The organism is Xanthobacter aminoxidans (genome assembly GCF_023571765.1).
GTDB classification, from domain to species: Bacteria; Pseudomonadota; Alphaproteobacteria; order Rhizobiales; family Xanthobacteraceae; genus Xanthobacter; species Xanthobacter aminoxidans.
The window spans coordinates 92137-105693 of sequence record NZ_JAMJXC010000011.1 but is presented as its reverse complement, the minus strand read 5'-3'; the positions used below and the strand labels follow the sequence as shown (position 1 = coordinate 105693).

Annotated in this window: 16 protein-coding genes; 14 read left to right on the top strand and 2 right to left on the bottom strand. The window is 67.8% G+C overall.

The genetic code is table 11. The features are described 5' to 3' along the window. Positions 1 to 71 precede the first annotated feature (71 nt). From EJ105_RS17110 to EJ105_RS17080, 7 genes are all read left to right on the top strand, one after another. Complete coding sequence (locus tag EJ105_RS17110; protein ID WP_156026243.1) at positions 72 to 350, top strand: hypothetical protein; 279 nt, start codon at positions 72 to 74, stop codon at positions 348 to 350. Continuing rightward, complete coding sequence (gene nthB / locus EJ105_RS17105) at positions 347 to 1021, top strand: nitrile hydratase subunit beta (protein WP_029555657.1); 675 nt, start codon at positions 347 to 349, stop codon at positions 1019 to 1021. The genes EJ105_RS17110 and nthB overlap by 4 nt, the downstream gene beginning before the upstream one ends. Before the next feature lie 55 nt (positions 1022 to 1076). Beyond that, positions 1077 to 1697 (top strand): nitrile hydratase subunit alpha, encoded by a 621-nt coding sequence (nthA, locus tag EJ105_RS17100; protein WP_029555656.1) that lies wholly within the window; start codon positions 1077 to 1079, stop codon positions 1695 to 1697. Between the two features lie 13 nt (positions 1698 to 1710). Continuing rightward, positions 1711 to 2049 carry a nitrile hydratase accessory protein gene (locus tag EJ105_RS17095; RefSeq protein WP_051678805.1) on the top strand — a complete coding sequence of 113 codons (339 nt, stop codon included), beginning with the start codon at positions 1711 to 1713 and terminating at the stop codon, positions 2047 to 2049. 141 nt (positions 2050 to 2190) lie between these two features. Continuing rightward, positions 2191 to 2712, top strand: coding sequence for a DUF1097 domain-containing protein (locus EJ105_RS17090; protein WP_250167281.1), 522 nt, complete (start codon positions 2191 to 2193; stop codon positions 2710 to 2712). A gap of 44 nt (positions 2713 to 2756) precedes the next feature. Further along, positions 2757 to 3380 (top strand): HupE/UreJ family protein, encoded by a 624-nt coding sequence (locus EJ105_RS17085; RefSeq protein ID WP_250167280.1) that lies wholly within the window; start codon positions 2757 to 2759, stop codon positions 3378 to 3380. 136 nt (positions 3381 to 3516) lie between these two features. Continuing rightward, positions 3517 to 4413, top strand: a complete 897-nt coding sequence (locus EJ105_RS17080) for a helix-turn-helix transcriptional regulator (protein ID WP_250167279.1) — start codon at positions 3517 to 3519, stop codon at positions 4411 to 4413. 192 nt (positions 4414 to 4605) lie between these two features. Here the strand turns inward: EJ105_RS17080 and EJ105_RS17075 are convergent, their stop codons facing one another. Beyond that, positions 4606 to 4968 carry a winged helix-turn-helix transcriptional regulator gene (locus tag EJ105_RS17075; RefSeq protein ID WP_051678803.1) on the bottom strand — a complete coding sequence of 121 codons (363 nt, stop codon included), beginning with the start codon at positions 4966 to 4968 and terminating at the stop codon, positions 4606 to 4608. 119 nt (positions 4969 to 5087) lie between these two features. Here EJ105_RS17075 and EJ105_RS17070 point away from each other — a divergent pair, with 119 nt between their 5' ends. The 6 genes from EJ105_RS17070 (at position 5088) to EJ105_RS17045 (ending at position 11033) form a co-directional block, all read left to right on the top strand. After that, positions 5088 to 5711 (top strand): hydrolase, encoded by a 624-nt coding sequence (locus tag EJ105_RS17070; protein ID WP_209490211.1) that lies wholly within the window; start codon positions 5088 to 5090, stop codon positions 5709 to 5711. Between the two features lie 181 nt (positions 5712 to 5892). Continuing rightward, positions 5893 to 6723, top strand: coding sequence for an alpha/beta fold hydrolase (locus tag EJ105_RS17065; RefSeq protein WP_305852723.1), 831 nt, complete (start codon positions 5893 to 5895; stop codon positions 6721 to 6723). A 61-nt stretch (positions 6724 to 6784) separates the two neighbouring features. After that, entirely contained in the window at positions 6785 to 7072 is a 288-nt protein-coding gene (locus tag EJ105_RS17060; RefSeq protein WP_029555648.1) for a XapX domain-containing protein, read from the top strand. A gap of 38 nt (positions 7073 to 7110) precedes the next feature. Further along, complete coding sequence (locus tag EJ105_RS17055) at positions 7111 to 8976, top strand: amidohydrolase (protein ID WP_250167277.1); 1866 nt, start codon at positions 7111 to 7113, stop codon at positions 8974 to 8976. 39 nt (positions 8977 to 9015) lie between these two features. Continuing rightward, the gene (locus EJ105_RS17050) at positions 9016 to 9423 is read left to right on the top strand and encodes a DoxX family protein (protein WP_250167276.1); all 408 of its coding nucleotides are present in this window, start codon (positions 9016 to 9018) and stop codon (positions 9421 to 9423) included. Then, positions 9420 to 11033, top strand: coding sequence for an MFS transporter (locus EJ105_RS17045; RefSeq protein WP_250167275.1), 1614 nt, complete (start codon positions 9420 to 9422; stop codon positions 11031 to 11033). The genes EJ105_RS17050 and EJ105_RS17045 overlap by 4 nt, the downstream gene beginning before the upstream one ends. A gap of 21 nt (positions 11034 to 11054) precedes the next feature. Here EJ105_RS17045 and EJ105_RS17040 read toward each other — a convergent pair whose 3' ends face one another. After that, positions 11055 to 12107: a LacI family DNA-binding transcriptional regulator gene (locus EJ105_RS17040; protein WP_038225349.1), complete on the bottom strand. Its 1053-nt coding sequence runs from the start codon at positions 12105 to 12107 to the stop codon at positions 11055 to 11057. Between the two features lie 119 nt (positions 12108 to 12226). Between EJ105_RS17040 and EJ105_RS17035 the strand changes: the two genes are divergently transcribed. Further along, positions 12227 to 13552: an FAD-dependent oxidoreductase gene (locus EJ105_RS17035; RefSeq protein ID WP_250167274.1), complete on the top strand. Its 1326-nt coding sequence runs from the start codon at positions 12227 to 12229 to the stop codon at positions 13550 to 13552. Positions 13553 to 13557: the final 5 nt, after the last annotated feature.

Here is a 13557-nt window from a genome sequence, read left to right as displayed (position 1 = left end):
GTGCGTCAGTGCCTGTATCTCCGATTGAAATCGTGGCTTCCGCGCTAAAGTCGGCACCTGAAAATTCGCGCTTGACAGTTCTTTTGTTGCGTCGCACTGTTTTCACGGTCGTCGAGCAAGGACGCTCATCAAGACGCCGCCAGCATGATTTATGGATCAGTGGCAAAGCCGCCCGCAGCGAGGTGCTGACGGGCTTTTTTGCGTTGGCGATCATCTTCGTCGGCCTTGAAAGCCTGGCTCCTCGTGTTCCGCCGCTCCGCGGGCCGCCCGTCGCGGCGGCAGGGGCGGATCAACCGAGGCTGGCGATCCGCCTGGGATCGCAGGCATGGCAGAGAGAGGCGTCGGCATGAAAGTTCAGCATTTCCTCGGGGGCATCGAGAATCTCGGCCCCGTGGCCGTCGAGAAGCGCGTGTTCGTGGAGCCGTGGGAGGCCCAGCTCTTCGCGGTCCACACCACCATGATGGGCACCGGCATCTGGGCCTGGCCGGATCTTCGGGTGCTCGCCGAAGGCATGAGCCCGCTCGATTACTTCAAGTATCGCTACTACATCAAATGGCTCGGCGGCATGTGCCATTTCCTTGTGGCGAAAAACTATATTTCCGAAAAAGAGCTTGAGGAACGCACCAAGCACTTCCTGGAACACCCCGACGCGCCGCTCCCCAATTCCGGGGACAACGCCGTCACCGAGCGGGTGATCGAGTATTTCTACACCGGTGCCAACCCCTATCGGGACGTGGCGGTCGATCCCTTGTTCAAGGTCGGCGACAAGGTGCGCGTGAAGGACATGCCGCCCGCGGTCCACACCCGGCTGCCCGGCTATCTGCGCAACAAGGTCGGCGTGATCGATACCGTCTACAAGGGCGCCTATCTCTACGCCGACAACGTGCCCACCGACGGCATCTCCACAACCCAGCCGGTCTATCTCGTCAAGTTCAAGACGCGGGACCTGTGGTCCGACATCCCGGACAAGGGCGACGTTCTCTACAACGACTGCTTCGAAGTCTATCTCGAAGCCGCCTGATCTCATTCTTCATCACAACAACCAGCCTCGCGCCCAATAGCCAGAGCGGAAAATCATGAGCGACGATCACGATCACGAACATCATCACCACCTGCGGGAGAGCGAGAGCTACTACGCCGCCCGCACCAAGGCCCTCGAATCCCTGTTCCGCGAGAAGGGCATGATCGGCATCGACACGGTCGATCGCGTCATCCGCTTCTTCGAGCACGAGATGGGGCCGTTCAACGGCGCCAAGGTGGTGGCCAAGGCCTGGACCGATCCGGCCTTCAAGGCGCGCCTGCTCGCCGACGCCAACAAGGCCATCGCCGAACTCGGCCTCAAGGACGGTATCGAGGGCGAGAACCTGCGCGTGGTGGAGAACACCTCGGCCGCGCACAACGTGGTCTGCTGCACCCTGTGCTCCTGCTGGCCCTGGCCGCTGCTCGGCCTGCCGCCCTACTGGTTCAAGGATCCGGTCTTCCGCGCCCGCATCGTGCGCGAGCCGCGCGGCGTGCTCGCCGATTTCGGCGTGAGCCTGCCCGAGGACAAAAGGATCGACATCTGGGATTCGAGCGCGCAGGTGCGCTACTTCGTGATCCCCGAGCGGCCCGCCGGCACCGAGGGCTGGCCCGAGGAAAAGCTCGCCGCCCTCGTTTCCACCGAGGCCATGCAGGGCCTCGGCCTCGTCTCCGCCTGAAGGGATCGTCGCCATGGACATCTATGTGGAATCGCTCGACGGGCGGGGCGCCATCCCGCGCAATTGCGAGAGCCTCCAGTTCGAGGAGCCCTGGCAGGGCCGCGCCTTCGGCATGGCCCTCGCCCTCGCCGAGGCCAAGGCCTACCAGTGGGAGGATTTCCGCCAGAGCCTGATCGGCACCATCGGCACCTGGGACAAGTCCCACGCCCCCGATGACGAGACCTGGAACTACTACCAGCAGTGGCTGGCGGCGTTCGAGAAGCTCGCTCTGGAGCGCGGCCTCGTCAGCGCCGAGGAGCTGGATCGCAGGACGGAGGAATTCCTCCACCGGACCCGCGAAGAGGTGATCTGAGCCGGGCGGCGGGCCGCATCGGGTCCGCCGCCACGCCAGCCATCCATCGCCGTCAACCTACCGTCGTCTCTTGCCCCCGGCGCGCCACCCGCGCGCCGGAACGGGAGAGGCTTGTCTCACCGCCTCAGCGGAGGCTTCCACATGATCATTTCCCTGGCCCTGAGCGTCGGCGTGCTGGGAGGCCTGTGCACCTGGCTGTTCCTGTCCACGCAGGCGTTCCTCATCTGGGCGGCGTTCATCGCCTGGGCGTGCTTCTTCCACTCGGGCGGCGACGCCGCGGCGTTCCGGACCACCATCGTCTCGAACGTGTTCGGCGTCGCGGTGGCGTGGGCGACAGGGCTCGTCCTCGCCACCCTCGCGCCGGGGCCGACGGTGGGCGCCGTCATCGTCGGGCTGTCCATCGCCCTCTACATCCTCACCGCCTACATCCCGGCCTTCTCCTCTATCCCGGCCGTGACCTACGGCTACGCAGCGACCTTCGCGTTCCTCACCCAGAACGCGGATGCCTTCACGCCGGCCGCGATGCTGTCCCTCACGGGCCGCAACGCGCTCTTGCTGGTGCCCTTCTCCATGATCCTCGGCGCCTGCTTCGCCTACGCCTCCGCCTTGTGCGCGGCGCGCATCCGGCAGGCGCTGCTCCTGCCGGAGCGCAGCCCCGTCTGAGGACCGCCCCCCTTTCCAACCCATCCAGAGCAAGGAAGAACATCATGTCCCGTTTCGTCAGCAGGATCGCGCTCCTGTCCCTCGTTCCCCTCCTCGCAGCCACCAATGCGGAAGCGCACCACGCCATGGGCGGGCGGCTGCCGGCGACCTTCGGCGAAGGCTTCATCTCAGGCCTCGCCCATCCGGTGATCGGGCTCGACCATCTCGGCTTCATCGTCGCCGCCGGCCTGATCGCCGGAGTGATGGGGCTCGGCGCCTTCGTGCCGGTGGCCTTCGTGGTGGCCTCCATTGCCGGCGTCATGCTGCATGTGCAGCTTGTGAATCTGCCGTTCGCCGAGACGGTGATCGCGCTGAGCGTGGTAGCCATCGGCGGCCTGCTCGCCGCCGGCCGGGAAAAGCCTGCGCGCGGGGTTTGGATCGGCCTGTTCGCCATCGCCGGCCTGTTCCATGGCTACGCCTATGGCGAGTCCATCGTCGGTGCCGAGCCGACCCAGCTCGTCGCCTATCTCGCCGGCCTCGCGGTGGTGCAGTCGGTGATCGGCGCGGGTGTCGCCCTCGTCGCGTCGGGCCGCGCCTGGACCCCCACGTCTCTGGCCCCGCGGCTCGCCGGCGCCGCCGCCTTCGGCATCGGCCTGTCGGCGGTGGTGACCCAGCTGATCCCGGGCTGAACGGTCGGAAGCCGGCGCCCGCCTACGGGCGCCGGCTTTAAACCTTTGTCTATAGCCTAAGTCAGCGCCGCTTCATTTTACCCGTCCCGCTTCTGGTGTAGTTTCGCGCACCAGCAAGCCAGCCCCGAGGCTTCAGATGGCCCGTTTAGACACGGCGGCACCAGGCGGAATCACCCGGCGCGACAGCCTCGGCTGTTCCGTCGCCGCGCTGGAGGACGAGAGGGAGCTGGTCGGCACCGGCTTCGTCGTCTACCGCAAGCAGCATGATGGCGCGGCCACGAGCCGGGTCGAAACCCCGCCGAGCGGTCGGGGCCTGCTGATGGGTGTTGCCCTCTCCGGCGGGCACCGCCGCCGCATCTTCGGCGACGGCGTGGCGACCGCGTACGATTTCGAGCCGGACAGCTGCTACGTCCGCTCCTTCTCTGACACCTATCGCGCCGACATCGAGACGGGGTTCGACTTCTTCCTGCTGGAGATCTCCCACGCGGCGCTGCACCAGACCTTCAGCGAGATGGGGCTGCCGCTGGCGGAGTGCGTCTCCTGCACGCCCGGCACGCAAGACCCTGTGCTGGCGCACCTCTCGCGGGCGCTTCTGCCCATGCTCGATGCGCCGGAGCGGCAGGTGCCTCTGTTCCTGGATCAGGTGGTCTCTGCCATCCAGACCCATCTCGCCACGCGCTATCACGGCGCTGCGGTGCGCATTCCCGGCGGTCTCTCGCCACGCCAGTTCGCCATCGCCAAGGAGCGGCTCGCTGCGGGGCTCGACGGCAACGTGCTGATCTCCGACATCGCTGCCGCCTGCGGCGTCTCGCGCGGCCATTTCATCAAGTGCTTCAGGGATGAAACGGGGCTCACGCCCTACCAGTGGATGCTTCACCTGCGGGTGGAGCGGGCGCGGGACCTCATCGTCGGTTCGCGCCTGCCGCTGGCGGATATCGCCATCATCTGCGGATTTTCCGACCAGAGCCACATGACGCGCACCTTCACGCGCCTCACCGGATCGGCGCCGGGGCTGTGGCGGCGCGGCCATTGAACGAGCGGGGGCGCCTTCGGGAAATCCCATCGTTCAAGGATGCGGGCTTTTCGGCAAGACGGGCTCCAGCTGCAACGCCATAGTCCGCCCCATCAGCCCCGCTTCGGGCCTTCCGGCAAGGGATCGAACCGATGAGCACTGCCTCGCTCAAGTTCTCCAGATGCTGCGATCCACCAGCGAAGGTGGGTGCGGTCAGCGCTCGTTAGTCAGCGCGCCCACCGTGCCTTCCAGGTACAGCGCAGATTCCGCCTGCACCAGAAGAAGGTCGATGGCGCGACCCGAGTCCGTCAGCCTGTATTCCACCTGACGGACCCGCCCCTCGATCTCCCGCCGTGTCACATATCCCCCGGCCTCAAGTGCCTTGAGCCGGGCAGAGAGAACGCGCGCCGAAATCGGCCCCGGCAAGCTTCGCCGGAGCTGTCCGAACCGCAACGTGCCGTGGCGCGACAGTGCCGCGACCACATGAGCCATCCACTCCTGAGCGAAGAACTTCAGGAGGGGCTCGGCCATGCACGCCTTGTCTGCCTGAGGATCGATCTTGTCTTGGAAATTCATGGATCTGCCCGGTATCCCGCCAGTAACTAATGGTCTCAGCCCGTAACGGGCGCTAGCTTCGCCCCGGCTTTCACACAGGAGATGCAACCGTGCCCCACGCTGTCGCCGCCCCCGGCAGTATGCTTCTTTCGCCGAAGGATCATACGCTCATCATGATCGACTTTCAGTCGCAGATGTCCTTCGCGACCAAGTCCATCGACGCCGTGAATCTGCGCAACAACGCGGCTCTGGTCGCCCGCGCCGCCGCCGGCTTCGGGGTGTCCACCATCCTGACCACGGTGGCCGAGAAGAGCTTCTCCGGCCCCATGTTCTCCGAGATCACCGAGGCGTTCCCGGGCGAGAAGCTGCTCGACCGCACCTCCATGAACACCTGGGAGGACGAAGCCGTCATCGCCCGTGTCAACGAGATCGGCAAGGGCCGCATCGTGCTCTCCGGCCTGTGGACCGGCGTGTGCATCGTCGGCCCTGCCTTGTCGGCCATCGAGCAGGGCTTTGAAGTCTATGTGATCGCCGATGCCTGCGGCGACGTCTCCGACGAGGCGCACGAGCGCGCCATGCAGCGGATGATCCAGGCCGGCGCGCGTCCCATGACCTCGCTGCAATATCTGCTGGAGCTCCAGCGCGACTGGGCCCGCACCGCCACCTACGACATGACCACCGGCATCGCCAAGACCTACGGCGGCGCCTACGGCCTCGGCATCATCTACGCCAAGACCATGTTCGGCGCCTCCGAAGGGCACTGAAGGACCAAATCCCATGACTGACAATGACGCACCGGGCGGCGAGCGCCTCCCGGAACAGTTCCCCCTTGTCTCGCGCCGGACCGTGCTTGGTGCCGGCGCCACCGCGGCGCTCGCCGCCGCACTCGGCCTCGACTTTCCCGCCGCGGCCTTCGCAGCCTCCCACCCCCACGGAGTTCAACCCATGCCCAGCGTGACCACCAAGGACGGCGTCGAGATCTTCTACAAGGACTGGGGTCCGAAGACCGCCCAGCCCATCGTGTTCCACCATGGCTGGCCCCTGTCCTCGGACGACTGGGACGCGCAGCTCCTGTTCTTCGTGAACAACGGCTATCGCGTGGTCGCCCACGACCGCCGCGGCCACGGCCGCTCCACCCAGGTGAGTGACGGTCACGACATGGACCACTACGCCGCCGACGCCGCGGCCGTGATGGACCATCTCGACCTCAAGAACGCCGTGCACATCGGCCATTCCACCGGCGGCGGCGAGGCGCTGCACTACACCGTGAAGCACGGCAAGGCGCGTGTCGCGAAGCTGGTGCTGATCGGCGCGGTGCCGCCCATCATGCTGAAGACCGAGTCCAACCCCGGCGGCCTGCCCATGGAGGTCTTCGACGGCTTCCGCAAGGCGCTCGCCGCCAACCGCGCCCAGTTCTTCCTCGATGTGCCCACCGGCCCGTTCTACGGCTTCAACCGTCCCGGCGCGCAGGTCTCCCAGGGCGCCATCTGGAACTGGTGGCGGCAGGGCATGACCGGCGGCGCCAAGGCCCATTACGACGGCATCAAGGCCTTCTCCGAGACCGACTTCACCGCCGACCTGAAGGCGTGCGAGGTGCCCACCCTCGTGATGCACGGCGATGACGACCAGATCGTCCCCATCGCTGACAGCGCGCTGCTCTCCGCCAAGCTGCTGAAGCACGGCACGCTGAAGGTCTATCCCGGCTATCCTCACGGCATGTGCACCACCCATGCGGACGTGATCAACGCCGACCTCCTCGCCTTCATCAAGGCGTGATCTCCTTCCGGCGCCGGCCTCCCCCCGGCCGGCGCCGGATGTTCGAACCTCCGGAGGGCCGATGAAGCTCTATCTCGCCTCGCTGGGCGCCGGCCTGCTGGTCGGTGTCGTCTACAGCCTGATCAACGTGCGCTCCCCGGCCCCGCCGGTGGTGGCGCTGCTGGGGCTGCTCGGCATTCTGGTCGGCGAGCAGATCCTGCCCGTCGCGCGTCACCTGGCGAATGGCGACGGCCTCGCCCGGGCCATCGGCCTTGCCGATTGCAAGGACCATGTGCTGGGCCAGCTTCCGGGCCGGCGCGATGCGGCGGATGCGCCTGCCTCGGGCGACACGACCCCTCCCAAATCCTGAGCTTTTATTCTCGTCGCCCCCAGCAGAAGGCGCGCACCATGAGCGAGATCGCCGACCTCATCCTGTTCAACGGCAAGATGACCACCCTCGACCGCACCAATCCCACGGCGGAGGCGGTGGCGGTGCGCGACGGCGTGATCGTGTTCGTCGGCCCAACCAATGATGCCATGCGTCTCGCCGGCACGACGACGAAGATCATCGATGTCGGCGGCCGGCGGGTCATCCCCGGCCTCATCGACAGCCACATGCACATTATCCGGGGCGGGTTGAACTACAATATGGAGCTGCGCTGGGACGGCGTGCGCTCCCTCGCCGACGCCATGGACATGCTGAAGCGGCAGGTGGCCGTTACGCCCGCCCCGCAATGGGTGCGCGTGGTGGGCGGCTTCACCGAGCACCAGTTCGCCGAGAAGCGCCTGCCGACGCTGGAGGAGATCAACGCTGTCTCCCCGGACACGCCGGTCTTCATCCTGCACCTCTACGACCGTGCCTTGCTCAATGCCGCCGCCTTGCGCGTGGTGGGCTACACCAAGGACACGCCCGATCCGCCCGCCGGCGAGATCATCCGCGACGCCAACGGCAATCCCACCGGCCTGCTGGTGGCCAAGCCCAACGCCACCATTCTCTATGCGACGCTGGCCAAGGGGCCGAAGCTGCCGCCCGAGTACCAGAAGAACTCCACCCGCCACTTCATGCGCGAGGTGAACCGCCTCGGTGTCACCTCGGTGATCGATGCGGGCGGCGGCTTCCAGAACTATCCGGAGGACTATTCCGTCATCGAGGAGTTGCACCGGGAGGGAAACCTCACCGTGCGCATCGCCTACAACCTCTTCACCCAGAAGCCGAAGGCGGAGCTTGCGGACTTCGCTGGCTGGTCGAAAACCGTCACGCCGGGGCAGGGCGACGACCTTTATCGCCACAATGGCGCCGGCGAGATGCTGGTCTATTCCGCCGCCGATTTCGAGGACTTCCAGGTAGCGCGGCCGGACCTTCCCGGCGCCATGGAAGGCGACCTCGAGCCGGTGGTGCGGCTGCTGGCCGAGAACCGCTGGCCGTTCCGCCTGCACGCCACATATGACGAGACCATCTCGCGCGCGCTCGACGTGTTCGAGAAGGTCGATTCCGACGTGCCGCTCAAGGGCCTCAACTGGTTCTTCGACCATGCGGAGACCATCACCGACCGCAACATCGACCGCATCGCGGCGCTGGGCGGCGGCATCGCCGTGCAGCACCGCATGGCCTATCAGGGTGAATATTTCGTCGATCGCTACGGCGCCAAGGCGGCCGAGCGCACCCCGCCCATCCGCCGCATGCTGGACGCCGGCATTCCGGTGGGCGCGGGGACGGACGCCACCCGCGTCGCCTCGTACAATCCGTGGGTCTCGCTGTCCTGGCTGGTGACGGGCCGCACGCTGGGCGGGCTCTCCCTCTATCCGCCGGCGAACCGGCTGGACCGGGAAGATGCGCTGAGATTGTGGACCGAGGCCAATACCTGGTTTTCCAGCGAGCCGGGCAAGAAGGGGCAGATCAAGGACGGCCAGCTCGCCGATCTGGTGGTGCTTTCGGACGACTATTTCTCCGTCTCCGAGGATCGCATCCAGGACATCACCTCCGTCCTCACCTTGCTCGGCGGCGTGCCGGTACATGGGGATGGCGCCTTCCGCGATCTCGCCCCGCCGCTGCCGCCGGCCATGCCGGACTGGTCGCCGGTGCGTACCTTCGGTGGCTACCAGCCCCGCAAGGCGGACAGTACGCAGAAATACGCCTTCGCCGCCGCCTGCGGCTGCGCCAAGGCCTGCGGCGTCCACGGCCATGCCCATGCCGGGGCGTGGGGCGCGAGCGTGCCTGTGGGAGACCAGCAGGGCTTCTTCGGCGCGCTGGGTTGCGCCTGCTGGGCCTTCTGAGGGATGGGACCGGACATTCCCGACCGCCTCGCCGCGTCCATGAGGCCGTTTCTGTCGCCGCGCCCGGTGCGGGCGTTCGCGCTGCTCGCGCTGACCTCGGCCTATCTGCAGGGCGGCCTCACGAAGGTGCTGGATTTCCCGAGCGCCGTCGCTGAGATGACCCATTTCGGCCTCACCCCGGCGGCCCCGCTCGCCGCCGCCGTCATCGCGCTGGAGATCATCGCGCCGATCATGGTGCTCTCCGGCTTGCTGCGCTGGGCCGGGGCGCTGGCGCTCGCCGTCTTCACCATAGCGGCGAGCCTGCTCGCCAACCGTTTCTGGGGCATGGCGGGAGCCGAGCGCTTTGCCGCCGCCAACGCCTTCTTCGAGCATCTCGGCCTCGCCGGGGCCTTCGTTCTGGTGGCGTGGTACGATCTTGCGGGCAAAACGGAGGGACAGCGAGCATGAGCGAAAATCCCCCAGCCCCGCCATCCGCGCCCGCCGCCCCCGGTGCCTTCGCGCCCCTGAAGCGGCCTGTCTTCGCCGTGCTGTGGGTGGCGACCGTGCTCGGCAACACCGGCAGCTTCATGCGCGACGTGGCCAGCGCGTGGATCGTCACCGACCTGTCCGCCTCGCCGGCGGCGGTTGCGACCATTCAGGCGGCGGCCATGCTGCCGGTGTTCCTCCTCGCCATGCCGGCCGGGGTGCTGTCCGATATCCTCGATCGGCGACGCTTCCTCATCGCCATCCAGATCGGGCTGGCGTGCGTCAGCGGCGCCCTGATGCTCCTGTCTCTGACCGGGCTGATGACGGTCTCCTCGCTGATCGCGCTCACTTTTTTCGGCGGCATCGGCGCGGCGCTGATGGCACCCACCTGGCAGTCCATCGTGCCGGAGCTGGTGCCGCGTTCGGACCTGAAAAGCGCGGTGGCGCTCAACTCGCTTGGCATCAACATCTCCCGCTCCATCGGGCCGGCGCTGGGCGGCGTGCTGCTCGCCGCCTTCGGTGCGGCGGTGACCTATGGGGCGGACGTGGCGAGCTATGTCTTCGTCATCGCCGCCCTCGTCTGGTGGCGGCGACCCGCGACGCCGCAGGATGAACTGGGCGAGCGTTTCCCCGGCGCGTTCCGGGCGGGGCTGCGCTATGCGCGGTCGAGCAAGGAGATGCATGTCGTCCTGCTGCGCTCGGCCTTTTTCTTCGCCTTCGCCAGCGCGGTCTGGGCCCTGTTGCCGCTGGTCGCGCGCGGGCTGCTCAAGGGAGATGCGGCTTATTACGGCCTGCTGCTCGGGTCGGTGGGCGTCGGCGCCATCGGCGGGGCGCTGCTGATGCCGCGTCTGCGCGGACGCCTCTCGGCGGACGGGCTCATCCTCGCCGCCTCGCTCGTCACCGCCGTGGCAACGGTGGCCCTCGCGCTCGCCCCGCCGCGCTGGCTGGCGGTGCCGATCCTGCTCGCCATGGGCGCGGCGTGGATCACCGCGCTGACGACGCTGAACGCAACCGCCCAGTCCATCCTGCCCAACTGGGTGCGGGGGCGGGCGCTCGCCGTCTATCTCACGGTCTTCAACGGCGCGATGGCGGGCGGCAGCATCGCCTGGGGTCTTGTGGCGCAGGCGGTAGGGCTGCAGGCGGCGCTGGTTATCGCGGCCGGCGGTCTCGCGGTGGTGGGCCTCATCATGCACCGGGTGCCGCTGCCCGCGGGCGAGGCCGATCTGACGCCCTCCATGCACTGGCCCGAGCCGGCGATGGCCGAGCCCATCCCCAATGACCGGGGGCCGGTGCTGATCCTGATCGAGTACCGGGTGGCGCGTGCGGACCGGGAGGCGTTCCTGAAGGCGCTGGAGCGCCTTTCGGCGGCGCGGCGCCGGGACGGGGCCTACGCCTGGGGTGTCAGCGAGGATTCCGCCGATCCCGAGCAAATGCTGGAGTGGTTCATGGTGGAATCCTGGGCCGAGCACCGGCGCCAGCATCGCCGGGTCTCCCGTGCCGATGCCGATGTGCAGGCGGAGGTGCTCTCGTTCCACCAGGGGGATGCGCCGCCGATGGTGCGCCACTGGATCGGGGTCGATCCGCCGCGATAGCGCGGGATCAGGCCGCCCTGGCTAAGAGGCTTGAGCCTCGGCCGGGCGGCTGCCCCCGGTGCTCTCGCGCAGCACGATCCGGTAGCCCATCTCGCAGGTGCCGCCCTGCGCGGCGGTGCCGGCGATGCGGCCGATCAGCATCTCGGCGGCCCTCTGGCCCATCTCGTAGCGCGGGATGTCCACGGTGGAGAGCGACGGGTTGAGGTGGCTGGAGAAATCCAGCCCGCCGAAGCCGGCGACCGCGATGTCGCCGGGCACAGCGAGGCCCATCCGCTGGAAGGCCAGCAGCGCGCCGGCCGCGAGCACATCGTTGAGGCACAGCAGGGCGTCGGGGCGGGGATGCAGCGCTGCGACCCGCTCGGCGACGATGCGGCCGGACTCCATGCTGGTGAGATCGTCCGCATTGAGGATGAGTGGCGCGCCGAGCCCGGCCTCGGCGATGCCGGCCTCGTAGCCCTTGGCGCGCATCTGGGCGCGGCGGTCGCGGGTGGCGGTGCCGACGAAGGCGATGCGGCGGAAGCCCTGCGCCACCAGCGCCTCGGTCATGGCCTTCATGGCATCGAAGTTGGAGAGGCCCACGAGGCTGTCGATGGGCGTGGGCGTGCTGTCCCACGTCTCCACCACGGGCACGCCGGATTTTTCCAGCAGCGCCCGCGTGGCGCGGGTGTGGGAGACGCCGACGATGACGAAGCCGTCCGGCCGGCGCCGCAGCAGCGCCTCGATGACCTTTTCCTCCTCCGCCGGGGAATAGTTGGTCTCCGCCATGATCATCTGCACCGCGTGGGTGCGGGCCACGTCCGAGACCCCTTTCACGCTGTCGGTGAAGATGGAGGACGCCACCGTCGGCAGGATCAGCGCGATGATGCCGCTGCGCTGGGAGGCGAGGGAGGAGGCGACCAGATTGTAGATGTAGCCGGTCTCGCGGATCGCCGCTTCCACCTTGGCTTTGAGGTCGGCGTTCACCAGCGTCGGCTGGCGCAGAACGCGCGAGACCGTCATGGCGGAGACGCCCGCCACCCGCGCCACATCCTCCATGGTGACGCCCGCCGCCCGTCCCCCCCTTTTCTGCCGCATCGCCGATTCCGTCACCACTGGCCCCGGCTCACCATATGGCCTGCCGGCCGCTTGACAATAGAGACTAGTTAGCGCTAACAGATGATAGCGCTAACAATTAAAAACAAGGATGGGTGGAAATGCCCGACGTCAGGCCCGCGGAGGTTCTGGAAACGGACGTGCTGGTGGTCGGCGGCGGCGCGGCGGGCCTTGCCTGCGCGGTCGCGGCAGCGCGGCAGGGGCGGCGTGTCATCCTGCTGGAGCGCTACGGCTTCAGCGGCGGCGCCGCGGTGGCTGGCCTCTCCGGCACCATCTGCGGCCTCTATGCCGCCTCGGACCGCCGCAACGCCGAGCCGGAGCAGGTGGTGCACGGCTTCGTGGACGAGTTCATCGCGGCCATGGAAACGCGCGGCGGGCTCACCGGCCCGGTGCAATATGGCAAGACCTACGTGCGGGTCCACGATCCTTTGGTCTGGCGCGAGGCGAGTGACGCGCTGCTCGGCGCCGAGGGCAAGATTCGCGTGCTCTACCACGTCACCGTCACCGGCGTTCTCGCCGAGGGCGACCATGTGAGGGGCGTCAGCGCCTTCACCAAGCAGGGGCCGCTGGAGGTCCGGGCGAAGATCACCGTGGACGCCTCGGGCGACGCGGACGTGGCGGCCATGGCGGGCCGTGCCCTCACCAAGGGCCGCGACGGCGCCATCCAGAACCCCACCATGATCTTCCGCATCCTCGGTGTGGATATGGCGCGCTTCCTCGCCGCGCACGGGCCGGATTCCATCCTTGACGAGCGGGTGATGACGCTCATCCAGGAGCTGAACGCCTCCGGCGCCTACCGCCTGCCGCGCGCCAAGATCTTCCTCTTCCCCACGCCCCGCCCCGGCGAGCTGATCTGCAACGCCACCCGCATCGTGGGTGCCGATGGACGCGAGCTGGACGCCACCCGCATGGCCGACCTCAGCGAGGCGGAGATCGAGGGGCGCAAGCAGGTGCGCGAATACGCCCGCTTCATCCGCGACCATATCACTGGCTGCGAGGCCTCCTTCGTCAACGACACCGGCGTGCAGGTGGGCATCCGCCAGACCTGGCAGATCGTCGGCCGCGACCTGCTGAAGAACGAGGATGTCACCTCCGCCCGCAAGCGCGCGGACGGCATCTGCCGCTCGCCCTGGCCCATTGAGCTGCATTCCGGCGAGAAGCCGAAGCTGCACTGGATTCTCGACGACTACTACGAGATCCCCCTCGGCTGCTTCCTGCCCGCCACCGGCTCGGGACTCGTGATGGCCGGGCGCTGCCTCTCGGCCGAGCACGAGGCCATGGCCTCGGCCCGCGTCACTGCCCAGTGCTTCGGTTACGGGCAGGCCATGGGCCTCGTCGCCGACCAGCTCTGCGACGACCCGGCGGCGCTGCCGTCCGGCTCCGACATCCGTGCCGCGCTGAACGCGCTCGGCGCCCAGCTCAACTGACGAGA